General features: G+C 61.9%; 17 protein-coding genes and 2 rRNA genes. 6 read left to right on the top strand and 13 right to left on the bottom strand.

What is annotated here, in order from left to right; genetic code table 11:
- From D3872_RS08635 to D3872_RS08585, 11 genes are all read right to left on the bottom strand, one after another.
- Positions 1-132, bottom strand: a 132-nt coding sequence (locus D3872_RS08635; RefSeq protein WP_220476905.1) for a methionine biosynthesis protein MetW, incomplete at its 3' end; no start/stop codon positions are given.
- Positions 129-1,280, bottom strand: coding sequence for a homoserine O-succinyltransferase MetX (metX, locus tag D3872_RS08630; RefSeq protein ID WP_119810383.1), 1,152 nt, complete (start codon positions 1,278-1,280; stop codon positions 129-131). The genes metX and D3872_RS08635, both read right to left, overlap by 4 nt.
- 19 nt (positions 1,281-1,299) lie before the next feature.
- Complete coding sequence (ptsP, locus tag D3872_RS08625; protein WP_119810382.1) at positions 1,300-3,051, bottom strand: phosphoenolpyruvate--protein phosphotransferase; 1,752 nt, start codon at positions 3,049-3,051, stop codon at positions 1,300-1,302.
- A gap of 44 nt (positions 3,052-3,095) precedes the next feature.
- Positions 3,096-3,365 carry an HPr family phosphocarrier protein gene (locus D3872_RS08620; protein ID WP_119810381.1) on the bottom strand — a complete coding sequence of 90 codons (270 nt, stop codon included), beginning with the start codon at positions 3,363-3,365 and terminating at the stop codon, positions 3,096-3,098.
- A 64-nt stretch (positions 3,366-3,429) separates the two neighbouring features.
- Entirely contained in the window at positions 3,430-3,837 is a 408-nt protein-coding gene (locus tag D3872_RS08615) for a PTS sugar transporter subunit IIA (RefSeq protein WP_119810380.1), read from the bottom strand.
- 1 nt (position 3,838) lies between these two features.
- On the bottom strand, positions 3,839-4,786 hold the full coding sequence (gshB, locus tag D3872_RS08610) for a glutathione synthase (protein WP_119810379.1): 948 nt from the start codon (positions 4,784-4,786) through the stop codon (positions 3,839-3,841).
- Between the two features lie 138 nt (positions 4,787-4,924).
- Complete coding sequence (gene ltrA / locus D3872_RS08605) at positions 4,925-6,358, bottom strand: group II intron reverse transcriptase/maturase (RefSeq protein WP_220476904.1); 1,434 nt, start codon at positions 6,356-6,358, stop codon at positions 4,925-4,927.
- Positions 6,359-6,938: 580 nt separating this feature from the next.
- The gene (gene gshA, locus D3872_RS08600) at positions 6,939-8,240 is read right to left on the bottom strand and encodes a glutamate--cysteine ligase (RefSeq protein WP_119810378.1); all 1,302 of its coding nucleotides are present in this window, start codon (positions 8,238-8,240) and stop codon (positions 6,939-6,941) included.
- 161 nt (positions 8,241-8,401) lie between these two features.
- Positions 8,402-9,949 (bottom strand): ammonium transporter, encoded by a 1,548-nt coding sequence (locus D3872_RS08595; protein WP_119810377.1) that lies wholly within the window; start codon positions 9,947-9,949, stop codon positions 8,402-8,404.
- Between the two features lie 11 nt (positions 9,950-9,960).
- Positions 9,961-10,299, bottom strand: a complete 339-nt coding sequence (glnK, locus tag D3872_RS08590) for a P-II family nitrogen regulator (RefSeq protein WP_119810376.1) — start codon at positions 10,297-10,299, stop codon at positions 9,961-9,963.
- 13 nt (positions 10,300-10,312) lie between these two features.
- The gene (locus D3872_RS08585) at positions 10,313-11,056 is read right to left on the bottom strand and encodes a TorF family putative porin (protein ID WP_119810375.1); all 744 of its coding nucleotides are present in this window, start codon (positions 11,054-11,056) and stop codon (positions 10,313-10,315) included.
- Between the two features lie 262 nt (positions 11,057-11,318).
- Between D3872_RS08585 and D3872_RS08580 the strand changes: the two genes are divergently transcribed.
- The 6 genes from D3872_RS08580 (at position 11,319) to D3872_RS08555 (ending at position 16,379) form a co-directional block, all read left to right on the top strand.
- Entirely contained in the window at positions 11,319-11,564 is a 246-nt protein-coding gene (locus D3872_RS08580) for an accessory factor UbiK family protein (RefSeq protein ID WP_119810374.1), read from the top strand.
- Positions 11,565-11,655: 91 nt separating this feature from the next.
- Complete coding sequence (locus D3872_RS08575) at positions 11,656-12,495, top strand: Clp protease/crotonase-like domain-containing protein (RefSeq protein WP_119810373.1); 840 nt, start codon at positions 11,656-11,658, stop codon at positions 12,493-12,495.
- 106 nt (positions 12,496-12,601) lie between these two features.
- Positions 12,602-14,119 carry a YifB family Mg chelatase-like AAA ATPase gene (locus D3872_RS08570; protein WP_119810372.1) on the top strand — a complete coding sequence of 506 codons (1,518 nt, stop codon included), beginning with the start codon at positions 12,602-12,604 and terminating at the stop codon, positions 14,117-14,119.
- A gap of 73 nt (positions 14,120-14,192) precedes the next feature.
- The gene (locus D3872_RS08565; protein ID WP_229459227.1) at positions 14,193-14,687 is read left to right on the top strand and encodes a hypothetical protein; all 495 of its coding nucleotides are present in this window, start codon (positions 14,193-14,195) and stop codon (positions 14,685-14,687) included.
- Positions 14,688-14,697: 10 nt separating this feature from the next.
- Entirely contained in the window at positions 14,698-15,936 is a 1,239-nt protein-coding gene (locus D3872_RS08560) for an MFS transporter (protein ID WP_119810370.1), read from the top strand.
- A gap of 86 nt (positions 15,937-16,022) precedes the next feature.
- Complete coding sequence (locus D3872_RS08555) at positions 16,023-16,379, top strand: DUF1840 domain-containing protein (protein WP_119810369.1); 357 nt, start codon at positions 16,023-16,025, stop codon at positions 16,377-16,379.
- A gap of 137 nt (positions 16,380-16,516) precedes the next feature.
- Here the strand turns inward: D3872_RS08555 and rrf are convergent.
- Together rrf and D3872_RS08545 are read right to left on the bottom strand one after the other, a co-directional pair.
- Positions 16,517-16,629: ribosomal RNA gene (gene rrf / locus D3872_RS08550) — 5S ribosomal RNA — on the bottom strand.
- Positions 16,630-16,742: 113 nt separating this feature from the next.
- A 23S ribosomal RNA gene (locus tag D3872_RS08545) occupies positions 16,743-17,345 on the bottom strand; the annotation flags it as partial.

Below are 17,345 nucleotides of genomic sequence, written 5' to 3'. Positions count from 1 at the left end.
CTTTTCGCTGTGCAGGTAGCTCAGCATGGCGCCGTCGCCGCAGCCGACGTCGAGCACGTGGGCGCCCTTCGGCACCCAGTGCGCGATGAAGGCCAGGTCGGGGCGCAGAGTGGACAGGTCTTCGAAATTCATGCTTGCGCTCCCTGCAGCTGGTCCCAGATGCGCTGGTAGTAGGCGCGCACCATGTTCATGTAACGCTGGTCCTCCAGCAGGAAGGCGTCGTGGCCGTGCGGCGCGTCGATTTCGGCGTAGGTCACGCGGCGGCGGTTCGACACCAGCGCCTCGACGATCTCGCGGCTGCGCTCCGGCGAGAAGCGCCAGTCGGTGGAAAACGAGGCGACGAAGAATTCGGCGCGCGTTTGCGCCAGCGCTTTCGTCAAATCGCCGTCGAACTCGCGCGCCGGGTCGAAGTAGTCGAGCGCCTTGGTGATCAGGAGGTAGGTGTTGGCGTCGAAGTATTCAGAGAACTTGTCGCCCTGGTAGCGCAGGTAGGACTCGATTTCGAAATCGACGCCGAAGTCGAACTTGTAGTCATTATTCTCGGCGGCGTTGCGCAGCTTGCGGCCGAATTTTTCGGCCATGTCGTCGTTCGACAGGTAGGTGATGTGTCCCACCATGCGCGCTACCTTCAGGCCGTTTTTCGGCACCACGCCGTGCGCATAGAAGTCGCCGCCGCGATAGTCCGGGTCGGTCAGGATGGCCTGGCGCGCGACGTCGTTGAAGGCGATATTCTGCGCCGACAGCTTGGGGGTCGAGGCGATCACCATGCAGTGGCGCAGGCGGTCCGGGAACATCAGGCTCCAGGCCAGCGCCTGCATGCCGCCCAGCGAGCCGCCCATCACGGCGGCGAACCGTTCGATGCCCAGAGCATCGGCCAGGCGCGCCTGCGCCGCCACCCAGTCTTCCACCGTCACCAGCGGGAACGCGGCGCCGTACGGCTTGCCGGTGGCGGGATTGACGTGCATCGGGCCGGTCGAGCCGAAGCAGGAGCCGAGGTTGTTGACGCCGATGACGAAGAAGCGGTCGGTGTCGAGCGGCTTGCCGGGGCCGACCATGTTGTCCCACCAGCCGGTGCTTTTCGGCTTGTCGGCGTAGACGCCGGCCACGTGGTGCGAGGCGTTGAGCGCGTGGCACACCAGGACCGCGTTGGAGCGGTCGGCGTTGAGGGTGCCGTAGGTTTCGTAGACCAGCGTGTAATCGCCGATCTGCGCCCCGCTTTTCAGCGCCAGCGGTTCGGCGAAGTGCATCGAGCTGGGCGCGACTATTCCAATGGATTGCATGTGACTCTAAGTTGGTGTTTCAGATTGCCTGCAGCTGCTCGACCGCCTCGGCGATGGCCGCCGGTTCGGTGCTGCGCAGGATTTTTCGGGTTTGCAGCGTGAGGCGCGCCAGCTCGCTGTTGAGGATCTCCTGCTTCACCGACAGCAGCTGCGCCGGGTGCATGGAAAACTCGCGCAGGCCCATGCCGAGCAACAGGCGGGTGAGCTTGATGTCGCCCGCCATCTCGCCGCACACGGCCACGTCGATGCCCGCCTTGTGGCCGGCACTGATGGTCATCGCGATTAGCTGCAGCACCGCCGGATGCAGCGGATCGTACAGGTGCGCCACTTCGTAGTCGACGCGGTCGATCGCCAGCGTGTACTGGATCAGGTCATTGGTGCCGATCGACAGGAAGTTCATGCGCTTGACGAACATCGGCAGCGACAGCGCCGCCGCCGGAATCTCGATCATCGCGCCGACCTGCACCGCCGGGTCGTACTTGTGGCCCGCCTCGCGCAGCTGGGCCTTGGCCTGCTCGATCATCGCCAGCGACTGGTCGATCTCGAAGGCGTGCGCCAGCATCGGGATCAGGATGCGCACCTTGCCATAGGCGGACGCGCGCAGGATCGCGCGCAGCTGGGTCAGGAACAGCTGCGGCTCGGCCAGGCAGTAGCGGATCGCGCGCAGGCCCAGCGCCGGGTTCAGTGCGTTGTGTTCGGTCGGGTCGAGCGGCTTGTCGGCGCCGATGTCGAGGGTGCGGATGGTGACCGGGCGGCCCTTCATGGCCAGCACCGCCTTGCGGTACTGCTCGAACTGCTCGTCCTCGCCGGGGATCTTCTGCGCGTGGCCGGTGCGCCCCATGAACAGGAACTCGGAGCGGAACAGGCCCACGCCTTCGGCGCCGGCTTCGAGCGCGCCGGGGCAGTCGTCGGGCAACTCGATGTTGGCCATCAAGGCGACCTGCGTGCCGTCGCGCGTGATGGCCGGCGTTTTCTTCAGTTTCTGCAGCTTCTTGCGGGCGCGGATCTGTGCCGCCTGGCGCTCGCGGTACTGTTCCAGCACCAGCGCGCTGGGGTTGGTGATGACCACGCCGGCGTCGCCGTCGATGACCACCCAGTCGTCCTGCTCGATCAGCTGGGATGCCTGCGACATGCCCACTGCCGCCGGGATGTCCAGGCTGCGCGCGACGATCGCGGTGTGCGAGTTCTGGCCGCCGACGTCGGTGACGAAGCCGATGAAGGAGCGGTCGCGGAACTGCAGCATGTCGGCCGGCGAGATGTCGTGCGCGACGACGATCATCTGCGGCTGGTATTCCTCTTCCGATAGCGGTGCCGGCGCCAGCTGGGCGGAGCCCATCAGCACCTTGAGCACGCGTTCGGCGACTTGCTGGATGTCGGCCTTGCGCTCGCGCAGGTAGGGGTCTTCGATCTCGTCGAACTGGGCAGACAGCTCGTCGATCTGGGTCACCAGCGCCCATTCGGCGTTGTAGTGGCGCCCGCGGATGATGTCGAGCGGCGCTTCCGAGATCATCGGGTCGGACAGGATCAGGGCGTGCACGTCGATGAAGGCGCCAAGCTCGGTCGGCGCATCCTTCGGCAGGTCGGTCCACAGGGCTTGCAGGCCGCGGTGAACCTCGGCGATCGCATCCTGCAGGCGCCGCACTTCGGCCTCGACCCTTTCCTCGGCCACAAGGTAGTGCTTGACGTCGAGGGCCGCAGGCGTCAGCAGGTGGGCGCGGCCGATGGCGATGCCGCGCGAGACCGGAATTCCGTGTAGCGTGAACGATGCCATCGGCGTTCCTGTATGGGAGCGAGGCGGCGCAGCGCGGTCGCGCATTACTCGCCTTCGCCGAACTTGTCGTTGATGAGTCCAGCCAGCGCATCGACCGCCTGGGTCTCGTCGGCGCCGTCGGCTTCGAGGGTGACCTTGGCGCCCATGCCTGCGGCCAGCATCATCACGCCCATGATCGACTTGGCGTTGACGCGGCGCGCGTTACGCGTGAGCCAGACGTCGCTTTGGAACTTTGCAGCCAGTTGTGTGAACTTCGCCGAGGCACGTGCGTGCAAGCCCAGCTTGTTGATAATTTCTAGTTCTCGTTGAATCATTGGTTTCGTCTCAATCACACAGAACTGCGCTTTACCGCGGCCGCATCTCATGCGGCCACGCCTTTTATCCCGGACCCACGCGGATCCGGTTGTCCACCCTTACCGCCCCGCTCTGCGCGCCGGCCAGCGCCATTTCCACCACCACGTCGAGGGTGTCGCGGCGATACGTGATCGCGCGCAGCAGCATCGGCAGGCTGATGCCGGCGATGACTTCGACGCGGCCCGAATCGGCCAGCGAGTTGCAGCAGTTGGACGGCGTGCCGCCCTTGATGTCGGTGATGACCAGCACGCCGCTGCCGTCGTCCAGGCGCGCGATCGCCGCGCGCGCGAGTTCGTTGACCTCGTGCGGGTCCTGGTCCGCAGTGACGTCGATCGCTTCGAAGCGTTCGGTCGGCCCGCGGAACACATGGGCGACCGCCGCGATGAAGGCCTGGCCCAGCGGTGCGTGGGTCAACAACAATATGCCTACCATTTTACTTTTCCGTTACTTGCTGCTCTACCGCGTCGATGAACATCGCGGCCACGTCGAATCCCGCCTGGTCCGTGATCTCCTGGAAGCAGGTCGGGCTGGTGACGTTCACCTCGGTGAGGAAATCGCCGATAACGTCTAATCCTACCAGCAACAGGCCACGCGCCGCCAGTACGGGGCCAAGGGTCTCGGCGATTTCCAGGTCGCGCTTGGAGAGCGGACGGGCCACGCCGACGCCGCCGGCGGCCAGGTTGCCGCGCACTTCGCCGGCCTGCGGGATGCGCGCCAGCGCAAACGGCACCGGTTTGCCGCCGATCAGGAGGATGCGCTTGTCGCCGTGGACGATGTCGGGGATGTAGCGCTGCGCCATGATCGTGCGGCGGCCTAGATCGGTCAGCGATTCGATCACCGAGCCGAGGTTCATGCCGTCGCTGCGGATGCGGAAGATGCCGGCGCCGCCCATGCCGTCGAGCGGCTTGAAGATCACGTCGCCGTGTTCGGCGTGGAAGGCGCGCAGGCGGGTGGAATCGGAGCTGACCAAAGTGGGCGAGGTGAACTCGCTGAACTGGGTGATCGACAGCTTCTCGTTGTGGTCGCGCACCGCGGACGGCTTGTTGAAGACGCGCGCGCCCTGCTTTTCGGCCAGCTCGAGCAGGTAGGTGCAGTACACGTACTCCATGTCGAACGGCGGGTCCTTGCGCAGGACGATGGCGTCGAAATCGGTCAGCAGCATCGATTCCTGCGGGGTGGAGCGGTACCAGTCGTCAGGCTCGCCGGTCAGCGTGATGTGCGAGATGTTGGCGCTGACCACGCCGTTTTCCAGGGCCATGTCGCCTTGTTCGAAGGCGTAGATGGCATGGCCGCGCCGGGCCGCTTCGCGCATCATCGCGAAGGTGGAGTCCTTGTACGTCTTGAAGCCGGCCAGCGGGTCGGCGAGGAAAGCGAATTTCATTGGCGGTTCCAGTCAGGGGAATACGTCGATTTTAGCCGGAAACGCAGAGCGCGGTTGGGCGTGGGCACCCGAACGAGATGATGGGGATCGTAGGGCGGATAAGCGCGAAGCGGTGGAGCACGATAGGGGTAGGGATGATCAGATCACCCCTCCCTCCGAACCGTACGTGCGGTTTTCCCGCATACGGCTCTCCAGTTGAGAGTTTCCACATCGGGATTGGCTCGCTGCGGCCCGAGCTTCGTAAAGGGTGAACAGCCCGAGATTTGCGAAGTAGGTTTTCGGCCAGCGTTGACTGATGGCTTTACTCCTGTGGTAGTACCCCAGCTTGTTATGTTTGCACAAGATTGACCGCAGGCGACGTCGCACAAATCCGTCCAAGTTGGCAAATATGCCTCCCTTCGCATGTTTGAAGTAGCCAAGCCAGCCCTTCAACATGGGATTGAGGCGATCCACCAAGTATTTCAGGCTCTGACCACAGTTGCGGCGCGTCAGGGCTCTGACTTTGTCGCGGAATGCGTTGATGCTTTTGCGTCGGATGTTTCGGTGGCCTGCTTCGAATCGGTAACCAAGGAAGTCGAATCCTTGCCCGCGCTCCATACAGTTTCCAATATGTGTTTTGTCAGGATGCAGCGTCAACTGATGAACTTGCACCCATTCTGTGACACGCGCTAATGCTGCCTGCGCCTGCTCCTGGCTTTCGCACAACACGACGAAGTCGTCGGCATAGCGAACCATTTTGTAGCCTGCATTTGCCATTTCTTGATCGAGGTCGTGCAGATACACATTGGCGAGTAACGGGCTGATCACCGCTCCCTGTGGCGAACCCATCGTGGGCACCCAGTGACTTAGTTGTGCAACAATTTCTTGCTGAAGATACCGTTCAATGAGATGCAGTACCTTGCCGTCCGCTATGCGCCTTTTGAGCTTCTCCATCAGCATCTCGTGGGAGATGGTGTCAAAGTAGCTTTTGAGGTCGGCATCGACCACCCAGACCCGGCCAGCATTGAGTAGCTTCTGGACTTCGCGCAGGGCGTCTTTGCAACCGCGTTGCGGTCGGAATCCATAGCTACTGTCCAGAAATTCGCGTTCGAACACGGGTTCGAGGACGAATTTGAGGGCTGTTTGTGCTATCCGATCCTTTACCGTCGGGATGCCCAGAGGACGTTCGCCGCCTCCTGCCTTGGCGATGGTGACTCTGCGTATCGCTTGCGGTTCATAGCTGCCAGATCGTATCGCCTGACTCAGTTCAGTCAGATAACGCTGCGAATTGGCGGCAAAGATTCCCACACTCATTTGATCCACTCCACATGCGCCGGCGTTGGCTTGCACACGTTGCCAAGCCGCTGCCAGCGTCTTTGGCGCGTAGACCTTGTCCATCAGACTGAACCATTTACCTCCTTTGACTCCGTTACCCAGAGCCGCCAACATGGCCTCCGTCCAGACGCAACCTTCCACCCAGGTCCAGCTCTCGGGGCTGCTGCCGCTTTCGCTGATCCGGCCTTCTGCTTCTTGTTTAGTCGTTGCCGACACTAACGAAGCTCGTTTCCGTGGTTCCATATGGCCTTCGTCCATCTCTCTTCCTACCTCCCATCCCTAGATGCGGTTTTGCTAGCCGCATTTCTCGTCCACCTTGGGCGTTTCTGCGCCGGGCTTCTCGCGGTACGATGAAGGTTCTGACTGCTGCCTCGCTTCACCTGCGGTGGCAGCTCTCTCTGCTTATCTCGCCTAGCCTTCCTGTCATTCCGCTCCCAACCACTTGGTGTGCCGATGAGTCGCTTTCACCGTTATCGATAGCGCTCACCGTGGTTTCTCAGACTTCGCCATGAAATCGCAGGCTCGTCGCGGCACCCTGCCGAATCGGATTCGTTTTACTACGGACTGACCATTCGCCTTCGGTTGCTCTCCACACCGCCTCGCGGCGACGCAATTACCTTCGGCTTCAAAGGCGATAACCTCCTTTGACATGGTCTTGCACCATGCTGACTACGCGCCTTCACAGACGCACGGTTTCGAATCGCATGCGATTCGCGTGCGAAACGGTATCCGCTTGCAAGCGGATACTCCAAAAGCGAAGCGCATCCGCGTGTTTGCGTCAACACGGCGCATGCACGCGGATGCGCGCAAGCGCTTATCCGCCCTACGGTTCAGGAATCTAGTACACCTCGGGATTCGGATCGGTACGTTCCATCTCCAGCGACGCGGCCAGCAGCGCCAGCCTTGCCACAACGCCGTACACATAGAACCGGTTCGGCGCCGCCGTACCCGGCTTGGCCTTCAGGTCCGGCACCGCGTGCTGGTGCGCGAACGCCAGCGGAACGTACTGCGAACCGGGCGCGTTGAGGTTCTGGTCGATGCCGCGCTCGGCGTGGATGCGGTAGAACCCGCCCACCACGTAGCGGTCGATCATGTACACCACCGGCTCGGCCACCGCGTCGTTGATGCTTTCGACGGTCGGCACGCCTTCCTGGATGATCACGTCGTTGACCGCCACGCCGTCCTTGATCACCGACATCTTGTTGCGCTGCTTGCGGGTCAGGTCCTTGACCTCGCTGGCGTCCTTCACCGTCATGATGCCCATGCCATAAGTGCCCGCGTCCGGCTTGACGATCACGAACGGCTTCTGGTCCTTCATGCCGTATTCCTTGTACTTCTTCTTGATCTTGGCCAGCAGCATGGTGACGTTGTCGGCCAGGCATTCGGTGCCCTGGTCTTCCTGGAAATTGATCTCGCCGCACTTCGCGTGGAAGGGATTGACCATCCACGGGTCGACGTCGACCAGTTTGCCGAACTTCTTGGCCACTTCGTCGTAGGCGTTGAAGTGCTTGCTCTTGCGCCGCACCGCCCAGCCCGCATGCAGCGGCGGCAGCAGCGACTGCTCATGGAGGTTTTCCAGGATCGGCGGGATGCCGGCCGACAGGTCGTTATTCAGCAAAATGGTGCAGGGGTCGAAGTCCTTCAACCCCAGCCGGCGGCCGTTGGGCGAGCGCACCAGCGGTTCCACCACCAGCATGTTGCCGTCAGGCAGCGCCAGCGGGGTCGGTTCGGTGACGTCCGGGGACAGCGAGCCGAGGCGTACGTGCAGGCCGGTCTGGCGGAAGATCTGCATCAGGCGCGCGACGTTGGACAGGTAGTGCGGGTTGCGCGTGTGGCTTTCCGGAATCAGGAGCAGGTTGCGGGCGTCGGGACAGTATTTGTCGATCGCGGCCATCGCGGCCTGCACCGACAGCGGCAGCATTTCGGTCGACAGGTTGTTGAAGCCGCCCGGAAACAGGTTGGTGTCCACCGGCGCCAGCTTGTAGCCGGCATTGCGCAGGTCGACCGAGCAATAGAACGGCGGGGTGTGTTCCTGCCACTCCAGCCGGAACCAGCGTTCGATGGCCGGTGTCGCCTCCAGGATCTTTTTCTCGAGGTCGAGCAGGGGGCCGGTTAAGGCGGTGGCAATATTCGGAACCATGGGTAAGACGTCCTTCAGGCTTTTTTGATAGTTGTAAGGGTATTACATCGGGCCAAACTCCCTATTTTAAAGTGCGGCCCGGGCCCGGAACGCGAAAAGGCGCCACGGGGGCGCCTGGCTCCCGCCCGGCGAGGGGCGGGGTTATGCATTTCGGCCAGATATCAGGAATGGTACGCCGATTCTCCATGACTTGTAATATCCAGGCCCTCGCGTTCCTCTTCTTCCGGGACGCGCAGCCCGATTACCATGTCGACCAGCTTGTAGGCGATTACCGAGACCGCAGCTGACCATACGATGGTGGTGCCGACAGCCCACAGCTGGGTGATCACCTGGCCGCTGATCGAGTAATCCGGCGAGGCCTTGTTGGCGACGTAGTCGAAGATGCCCTGGCCGCCCAGCGACGGCGCTGCGAACACGCCGGTCAGCAGTGCACCGAGGATACCGCCGACGCCATGCACGCCAAACACGTCGAGCGAGTCGTCGGCGCCGATCATGCGTTTCAGGCCGTTCACGCCCCACAGGCAGACCACTCCCGCCAGCAGGCCGATCGCCAGCGCGCCCATCGGGCCCACGAAGCCGCAGGCCGGGGTGATCGCCACCAGGCCGGCTACCGCGCCGGACGCGGCGCCCAGCATCGACGGCTTGCCCTTGACGACCCACTCGCCCGCCACCCAGGATACCGCGGCGCAGGCAGTTGCCAGCAGGGTGTTGATGAAGGCCAGCGCAGCGATGTCGCCCGCTTCCAGCGCCGAGCCGGCGTTGAAGCCGAACCAGCCCACCCACAGCAGCGAAGCGCCGATCATGGTCATCGTCAGCGAGTGCGGCGCCATCGATTCGCGGCCGTAGCCGACGCGCTTGCCGATCATGATGGCGCCCACCAGGCCGGCAACCGCGGCGTTGATGTGGACCACGGTGCCGCCGGCGAAGTCGAGCGCACCTTTTTGGAACAGCCAGCCGGCCTTGGCGCCTTCGGCAGCCGCGCTGGCGGCGTCGGTGATCGCGTCAGGACCGGTCCAGAACCAGACCATGTGCGCGATCGGCAGGTAGCTGAAGGTGAACCACAGCACCATGAACGCGAGGATGGCGGAGAAGCGTGCGCGTTCGGCGAAGGCGCCGACGATCAGGCCGCAGGTAATCGCCGCGAAGCTGCCCTGGAAGGCGACGAAGATGAACTCAGGAATCACGACGCCCTTGCTCCAGGTGGCGGCATAGGCGAACGCGCCTTTGGCCGGATCCCAGATGCCGGACAGCAATGAGCGGTCGAAGCTGCCGATAAAGGCGTTGCCGGCGGTGAAGGCGAGCGAATAGCCGTAGACGCACCACAGCACGACGATCAGCGAGAACACCGTGAAGACCTGCAGCAGCACCGACAGCATGTTCTTGGCGCGCACCAGGCCGCCGTAAAACAGGGCCAGGCCGGGAATCGACATCATGATGACCAGGATGGTGGAGATGAACATCCACGCGGTGTCTCCCTTGTGCGGGACGACGGGTGCGGCGGCAGGCGCTGCTTCAGCCGCGGCCGGCGCTGCCGCAGGGGCCGCTTCGATCGGCGCGGTTGCCGGGGTTCCCACCGGGGTTACGACGGGAGTAGTGGCGGCAGCCGTTGCCGCTGGTGTTGCCTGGTCCTGCGCCGTTGCAGGCAGCGAACCGGCGAATGCAAAGACTACCGCAGCGCCGGCCAGCCATGTTGTTATGCTTTTTTTCATTACAGATCCCCTTAGAGTGCTTCGTTGCCGGTTTCGCCCGTACGGATGCGCACCACCTGCTCCAGGTTGGAAACAAAAATCTTGCCGTCACCGATCTTGCCGGTGCGGGCCGCCTGCTCGATGGCTTCGATGACCTGGTCGACGATGGCGTCGTCGACCGCGATCTCGATCTTGGTTTTCGGCAGGAAATCGACGATGTACTCGGCGCCGCGGTACAGCTCGGTGTGGCCCTTCTGGCGCCCGAAACCTTTCACCTCGGTGACCGTGATGCCCTGCACATTGATCTCCGAGAGGGCTTCGCGCACCTCGTCAAGCTTGAAGGGCTTGATAATGGCCGTAATCATTTTCATGGTTGTCTCGCTGTCAGAAGGTCTTTGAAATCGTCAGCACGGCGCCGGTCTTGGCCAGGTCCTTGCCGTTGACCGGGCTGGTGTAGGCGTCGGTGTCGGCGCTGATGGCGGCCAGGGCCACGGTGGCGAAACCGAAGTCCTTGGTGACGCCGAGCTTGAAGTCGTTGTAGCTGAACACGCCATTATTGGCGACGCGCTGGCGCCCCGCGTGCAGGTTCAGCACCATGCCGCCCGACAGCTCGACGTTGGCGCCGATGTCGAGGTAGCCGCTGCCCTTGCTGTCGGCGGTGCCGAACAGGTTGGTGGTCGAGTGCGAATACTTGATGTAGCCCGGGCCCATGCCGACCTGGCCGTACAGTTCGAAGGTGTTGGCGCTCGGGTTCAGGCTATTGTCCGGGTAGACATAACCCAGGCCGCCGATGTCATAGCTGATGCCTTCGGCGATGTCGCCGCGCTTGCCTGCGTAGATGTCCCATTCGATGTCGCTGTCACCGCCGAAGTCCTTGATCCACTTGATGGTCGACAGCCAGGTGCCAACGTAGAAGCCGCTGGCCTTGTTGACGTAGTCGGCGCCGCCTTGCAGGGCCGGCTTCTTGCGGGTCTGCGACAGGCCGCGGTAGCGGTAGTCGGTGGTGACGGCGACGTTGAAGCTTACTTCGCTGTCCGTGCTTTGTGCGTATGCGGCTGGTGCGCCCGATGTTGCCGCTACCAGGCCCAGGACAGCGGCGATTGACAGTCTCGGATTCAGGTTCTTCATAGGCGATTCCCTTGGAATTGGTCGAATGGTGCGGTTGGGGTTTACAATCGCGTCTGGCCATGCGGCCGACGACGGTCCATCCTTGTAATAGCAGGAGTCGTGCCAGCACGAAATTGCAGCGTTTGGACTTGTTTTTCGTGCCGTGCGGACCTATTTTTAAATTGTTAAGCCATGGGGCAGCGTGCGTTTATCCGCGAATGCACCATATTGACACGTGCCAGCACCATGACGGTGCGTTTTTGGCGTGAATCAGGAAATCAAGATGGACATGAATAGTTTCTTCACCGACTTGCAAGGCAAGATCAACCAGGCAATCGAAAACTCGCCGGCCAAGGACATCGAGAAAAACGTCAAGGCCATGATGACTCAGGGCTTTTCCAAGCTCGACCTCGTCACCCGCGAGGAGTTCGATATCCAGAGCCAGGTGCTGGCCAAGACCCGCGCCAAGCTGGAAGCACTGGAAAAGCGCATCAGCGAACTGGAAGACCGTTTCGGCGCCAACCCGTAAGTCAAACTCAGCGGTGCCATCGTGTGCACGGCGGTGCGTGCGCTGCGGGATAGGCGCGCCTTTAATCACCAAGTCGATTCGGAATTTGGAGATGGTCCTTGTACGTGGATTTCTTACCTTCGTGGTGCTGCTCTTCGTATGCGGCACTGCCACCAGCGCCGCGGCCGATGGGCTGCTACCCATCGATATCAGGGCCAAATTCGGTCGTTCCCCCAAAACGAACTTTCATATTTGCCGCAGTGACTATCTGGTTCTGACTGGAGAACTTTGGTCGAATGCGGCAGATTTCGTACGGGACTGTCTGGTCAAGAATAAAAGTGCTCGCACGCTGCATGTTGACTTGCTAGGCGGGGAGGTTGCCACGGCCCTCAAAATCGCGCAGGCACTTGAAGAGTTCGGTGTCGACGTGGTCGTGGACGGACGCTGTTATTCAGCCTGCGCCAGCTTCCTGCTTCCCGCAGCGAAGAAAGTTACGATTCTTGGCGGCTCCATTGTTGGCATCCATGACATCAGGTATCGGTATCTCGACAAGAACGGCAAACTTGTGGTGCTAAAGCAGCGCGATGTAGACAAATTGGAGGCTGCAGTGCGTGCGCGTTATCGCCCAGTTGACGACGCCCGCCGCGCATTTCTTCGCAAGTACGGCCGGAGCGAGCCGCTAAATCAAATTTATCAACGTTACCTGGATCGGCGCCCTGAATTCTTGTGGGGCAAGGGGGACGGCAGTTTCCTTTGTCCAGCCTACGAGCTGTGGATATTAAACAAGGCCCAATTAAAAGCGTTTGGCCTCCGCTATGCGAACGAACCATGGGCGCCGGAATCACAACAGCAAGTCGATCGAATCACCAGGGGTTACCGGGAGACCGGGCGATATTTCTTCGGGAGCGAAGATTCGATGAATCGTCAATGTACGTTGGCGGGATTCTTTTAGCTCGCGATAATCCGCCTGTCTGCGTTCGCGCACGATTGGCGCTGCTCAACAGACTTGATCGCGCTTCGCGCACCATTGGCCAGGTTAGCGCAACGACTGACCACCAATGAGCCTCGCTGTATTACGAAGCCGCGCCCTGTCGGGCATGGAAGCGCCCGCCGTCAACGTCGAGGTACACCTGGCGCGCGGCCTGCCGTCGTTCACGATCGTAGGGTTACCTGACACCGAGGTTCGCGAATCGAAGGACCGGGTTCGCGCGGCCCTGCAAAACGCCGGCTTCGAAATTCCACAACGCCGTATCACGGTCAACCTCGCCCCGGCGGACTTGCCGAAGGAGTCGGGCCGCTTCGACCTGCCTATTGCGCTTGGCATCCTCGCCGCATCGGGCCAGATTCCAGGTGCGCGTATCGACCGTTACGAATTCGCAGGCGAGCTATCGCTGTCGGGCGAGCTGCGTCCGATACATGGCGCTTTGGCGATGACGTTTGCAATGCACAGGCGCTGCGAGGGCGCTGCCCGCGCCTTTATCCTTCCGCTGGCAAATGCGGATGAAGCCGCGCTGGTTCCCGGCGCGACCATCCTTCCCGCTCAAACGCTGCTGGAAGTGTGCGCACATTTCGCGGCGCGCGATGTCGAGTGTGCGCTGAAACGCCACGAGCCGCAGCCGGTAATTACGGTGGAGAGCCATCCCGACTTCTCCGACGTGAAAGGGCAGATAAACGCGAAGAAAGCGCTGGAAGTGGCGGCTGCCGGCCGTCACAGCGTACTTCTTGTCGGGCCACCCGGTTCAGGAAAGACGATGCTGGCCACCCGCTTCGCGGGCCTGCTGCCGGCAATGAGCGCGGACGAAGCGCTGGAAGCGGCGGCGGTGCATTCGCTCGCCGGAAGCTTTACAGCGGAGCAGTGGATGCGCCGTCCATTCCGCAGCCCGCACCACACGACATCGGGCGTTGCGCTGGTCGGTGGCGGCTCGGTGCCGCGGCCGGGCGAGATATCGCTGGCGCACTGCGGCGTGCTGTTCCTCGACGAGCTGCCCGAATTCGACCGCCGCGTGCTCGAAGTGCTGCGTCAGCCGCTCGAAGCCGGCGTCATCACCATCTCGCGCGCGGCGCGCCAGGCAGACTTCCCTGCCCGCTTCCAGCTGATCGCGGCAATGAATCCCTGCCCTTGCGGCTACCTCGGACATCCGTCGAACAAATGCCACTGCACGATCGAATCGGTCTACCGCTACCAGGACCGGATTTCAGGGCCGTTGCTAGACCGCATCGACATCCAGATCGAAGTGCCCGCGATGGCGCCGCCGACGCTGGGCGCGCAGACCGACGGCGAACCGAGCGCCGTCATCGCCGGGCGCGTGGCAAGCGCGTTCGGCGCGCAACTGGCGCGGCAGGGCAAGGCCAACGAGGCGTTGACGACGCATGAAGTGGACGAGCATTGCCGGCTGGACGCGCAAGGCGCGGAGGTACTGCGCGCCGCGATGCAGCGCCTGCACTGGTCCGCGCGGGCATATCACCGCGTGCTGAAAGTGGCGCGCACGATTGCGGACCTGGCGCATGAAGAATGCATCGGTGCGGACCGCGTGGCCGAAGCCATCCAGTTCCGGCGCGGGCTGCGTGAGCGTTAGCCTGTTCTGCTAACATGTCCGGATGCGTAAATCCATCCTTTCATCCTTTGTACTTACTGCGCTGGCAGCGACAATGCTTGCCGCTTGCAGCCCCACCTACAACTGGCGCGACTACAACAGTCCTACCGCCCCGTTCAGCGCCATGTTCCCGGACAAGCCTGTCACCCACACCCGCAGCGTCAACCTTGACGGCATGAACGCGGACATGACGATGACCGCCGCCGAGATCGACGGCGCCATGTTCGCGATCGGCACCGGCGAGGCGCCAGACGCAGCCAAGGCTGCTGCCGCGGTCAGCGCGATGAAAATCGCGCTGGTCAAGAACATCGGCGCCACCGTGACCAGCGAAAAGGCATCCGCCACGGCCACCGCCGGCGGCGCCGCGCCAACGCAAGGCGCATCCATCGACATCGAGGCGAAAGGCATGCAGAACGGCGTTCCGATGCGCCTCGTCGGCCACTTCGAATCGCGCGGCAGGCGCTTTTACCAGGTGATCGTCATGGGCAAGGAGAAGAGCGTGCCGCAGGACGAGGTGGACATGTTCATGCGCTCGTTCAAACCAAACTGACGTGGCGGGGATGACCGCCACCCTGCGCGGCGCAGTCGCGGCCCGGGTCTTCCTTTGCTTCGCGATGGGATACCTGCTGTCGTACGGCCTTCGCTCGATCAACGCGGTCATCGCCCCTTCGCTCATGGCCGAAATTGGCCTGTCGAATGCCGACATGGGCCTGCTGTCGTCGGCATATTTCATCGCGTTCGGATGCGTGCAGCTGCCGCTTGGGATCTGGCTCGACAAGTACGGCCCGCGCCGCACCGAGTCCGGCCTGCTCGTCATTGCAGCAATTGGCGCGGCGGTATTCGCCAGCAGCAGCACGCTGACTGGCCTGTGGATCGGCCGCGCGCTGATCGGCATCGGCGTCTCGGCCTGCCTGATGGCGGCGTACAAAGCGTACCGGCAGTGGTTCGCGCCCGAACGGCAAAGCCAGCTCGCAAGCTGGATGCTGGTCGCCGGCACCAGCGGCGCGCTGACCGCCACCGTTCCGGTCACGCTGGCGCTGCCTTCAATCGGGTGGCGCGGTGTGTTCTGGATCGTCGCGGCGATGCTGCTGCTGGTGTCGGCGGCGATCTTTCTGTCGCTGCGCGGCCTGGAGCGGCGCTTCGCCGCGTCAAGCGCGGGCGCGTCGGCGGCGCACACCAACGACGGCGGATATCGCTTCATCTTCAGCAACCGCTATTTCTGGCGCATGGGCGTGCTGGCCCTCGTCGTTCACGGCATTTTCTTCGCACTGCAGACCCTGTGGGCAGGCCCGTGGCTCATGACGATGCTGGGCAAGACGCAGCAGCAGACCGGCGAGATATTGTTCATGCTGAACCTGGTGCTGATGCTGTCCTACCTGGCGCTTGGATGGGTGGCGCCGCGGCTGCGGACGCGCGGCATCAACACGCACCGCGTCATCGGGGTCGGCATCGCCGCCATGATCCTGGCGCAGGTGGCGATGTTGTTCACGCAGTCGGAGCATGCGTGGATCTTGTGGCTGGTGCTCGCGCTGTTCGTACCGGTGACGACGCTGGTCCAGTCGCAAGTGGCCCTCTCCTTCCCGGCATCGCTGGCCGGGCGCGCAAACTCCGCCTACAACCTCCAGATCTTCCTGGGTGCTTTTATTGGACAGTGGGGATTCGGAGTGCTGGTCGATGTGCTGAAGTCCTACGGCGCGAGTCCCAGCGATGCGTTCAGGGCCACTTTGGCGGCCGCCGTTGCGGTCCAGGTCGCCGCATATCTTTACTTCGTTGCCAGCCGCGCACAGCCGAGTCATTGAAAGTGCGCGCACGCATGTGCGCGGGATGACCCAAAGCCGGGTTCGTGTTATCGTTTCGTCATGAACCGCACACTCGGAAAGCTCCTATGTTAATCACATTCCACTCCAAGGCAGCAGCCGACGTCATGATGTACAAGGAGCACGCAAAACGTATCCTTGACCTGCTGAACAAAGATCCCGACCAGGGCATCATCACCTCCGCCGAGGCGCCGAAAGCCGTCGAAATCCTAGAGTTCGAAATTGCGGAAAGCCGCCTGCACCCGACCTCCGAGGCGGTGAAGCGCGACATCGAAGCGCATCACGGCGAGCAGGGCGACGACACCGATCATGAAGAAGTCGAGCAAGTGACCTTCGCCACCCGAGCGTACCCGCTGCTGGACATGCTGCGCGAAGCGCGCAGAGGCGGCTTTGACGTCGTCTGGGGCGTCTACCCGGCCGCGTAGGGCGGATAAGCGCGAAGCGCGCATCCGCCGAATTGGCTCGAATACCATGGGGAAGGTACAGACGAAAAAAATCCCCCATTCGCACTAAGCGCGATCTTGAGCGCGCTTAGGCTAATGGGGGATTTTCACTATAACTAGCCTGACGATAACCTACTTTCACACTGGTTGCAGCACTATCATCGGCGCAAAGTCGTTTCACGGTCCTGTTCGGGATGGGAAGGGGTGGGACCGACTTGCTATGGTCATCAGGCATAACTTGTACGAGCTCTGTTCCCAATGGGGCAACAGCGCTCTGAATCTGGAAGAAGTAGTTTTATATCAAATCAGTGTTGAAGTCTTGCTGACTATAACTGCTAAGGTTATAGGGACAAGCCGTACGGGCAATTAGTATCAGTTAGCTTAATGCATTACTGCACTTCCACACCTGACCTATCAACGTCCTGGTCTCGAACGACCCTTCAAGGAGCTTAAAGCTCCGGGAAATCTCATCTCAAGGCAAGTTTCCCGCTTAGATGCTTTCAGCGGTTATCTCTTCCGAACTTAGCTACCCGGCAATGCCACTGGCGTGACAACCGGTACACCAGAGGTTCGTCCACTCCGGTCCTCTCGTACTAGGAGCAGCCCCCTTCAAATTTCCAACGCCCACGGCAGATAGGGACCAAACTGTCTCACGACGTTTTAAAACCCAGCTCACGTACCACTTTAAATGGCGAACAGCCATACCCTTGGGACCGGCTACAGCCCCAGGATGTGATGAGCCGACATCGAGGTGCCAAACTCCCCCGTCGATATGAACTCTTGGGAGGAATCAGCCTGTTATCCCCAGAGTACCTTTTATCCGTTGAGCGATGGCCCTTCCATACAGAACCACCGGATCACTATGTCCTACTTTCGTACCTGCTCGACTTGTCAGTCTCGCAGTTAAGCACGCTTATGCCATTGCACTATTAGCACGATGTCCGACCG

It is taken from the genome of Massilia cavernae, from assembly GCF_003590855.1.
Lineage (GTDB): Bacteria > Pseudomonadota > Gammaproteobacteria > Burkholderiales > Burkholderiaceae_D > Telluria_A > Telluria_A cavernae.
This window is presented reverse-complemented; position numbering and strand designations above follow the sequence as displayed.

What these genes read in the sequence shown, in the direction of transcription:
- D3872_RS08575 (WP_119810373.1), top strand. Translation starts at nt 11,656, where the DNA reads ATGGTCCTTGTACGTGGATTTCTTACCTTCGTGGTGCTGCTCTTCGTA.
- D3872_RS08585 (WP_119810375.1), bottom strand. Translation starts at nt 11,056, where the DNA reads ATGAAGAACCTGAATCCGAGACTGTCAATCGCCGCTGTCCTGGGCCTG.
- metX (WP_119810383.1), bottom strand. Translation starts at nt 1,280, where the DNA reads ATGCAATCCATTGGAATAGTCGCGCCCAGCTCGATGCACTTCGCCGAA.
- glnK (WP_119810376.1), bottom strand. Translation starts at nt 10,299, where the DNA reads ATGAAAATGATTACGGCCATTATCAAGCCCTTCAAGCTTGACGAGGTG.
- D3872_RS08560 (WP_119810370.1), top strand. Translation starts at nt 14,698, where the DNA reads ATGACCGCCACCCTGCGCGGCGCAGTCGCGGCCCGGGTCTTCCTTTGC.
- D3872_RS08565 (WP_229459227.1), top strand. Translation starts at nt 14,193, where the DNA reads ATGCTTGCCGCTTGCAGCCCCACCTACAACTGGCGCGACTACAACAGT.
- D3872_RS08595 (WP_119810377.1), bottom strand. Translation starts at nt 9,949, where the DNA reads ATGAAAAAAAGCATAACAACATGGCTGGCCGGCGCTGCGGTAGTCTTT.
- ptsP (WP_119810382.1), bottom strand. Translation starts at nt 3,051, where the DNA reads ATGGCATCGTTCACGCTACACGGAATTCCGGTCTCGCGCGGCATCGCC.
- D3872_RS08580 (WP_119810374.1), top strand. Translation starts at nt 11,319, where the DNA reads ATGGACATGAATAGTTTCTTCACCGACTTGCAAGGCAAGATCAACCAG.
- gshA (WP_119810378.1), bottom strand. Translation starts at nt 8,240, where the DNA reads ATGGTTCCGAATATTGCCACCGCCTTAACCGGCCCCCTGCTCGACCTC.
- D3872_RS08555 (WP_119810369.1), top strand. Translation starts at nt 16,023, where the DNA reads ATGTTAATCACATTCCACTCCAAGGCAGCAGCCGACGTCATGATGTAC.
- D3872_RS08620 (WP_119810381.1), bottom strand. Translation starts at nt 3,365, where the DNA reads ATGATTCAACGAGAACTAGAAATTATCAACAAGCTGGGCTTGCACGCA.
- ltrA (WP_220476904.1), bottom strand. Translation starts at nt 6,358, where the DNA reads ATGGACGAAGGCCATATGGAACCACGGAAACGAGCTTCGTTAGTGTCG.
- D3872_RS08570 (WP_119810372.1), top strand. Translation starts at nt 12,602, where the DNA reads ATGAGCCTCGCTGTATTACGAAGCCGCGCCCTGTCGGGCATGGAAGCG.
- D3872_RS08615 (WP_119810380.1), bottom strand. Translation starts at nt 3,837, where the DNA reads ATGGTAGGCATATTGTTGTTGACCCACGCACCGCTGGGCCAGGCCTTC.
- gshB (WP_119810379.1), bottom strand. Translation starts at nt 4,786, where the DNA reads ATGAAATTCGCTTTCCTCGCCGACCCGCTGGCCGGCTTCAAGACGTAC.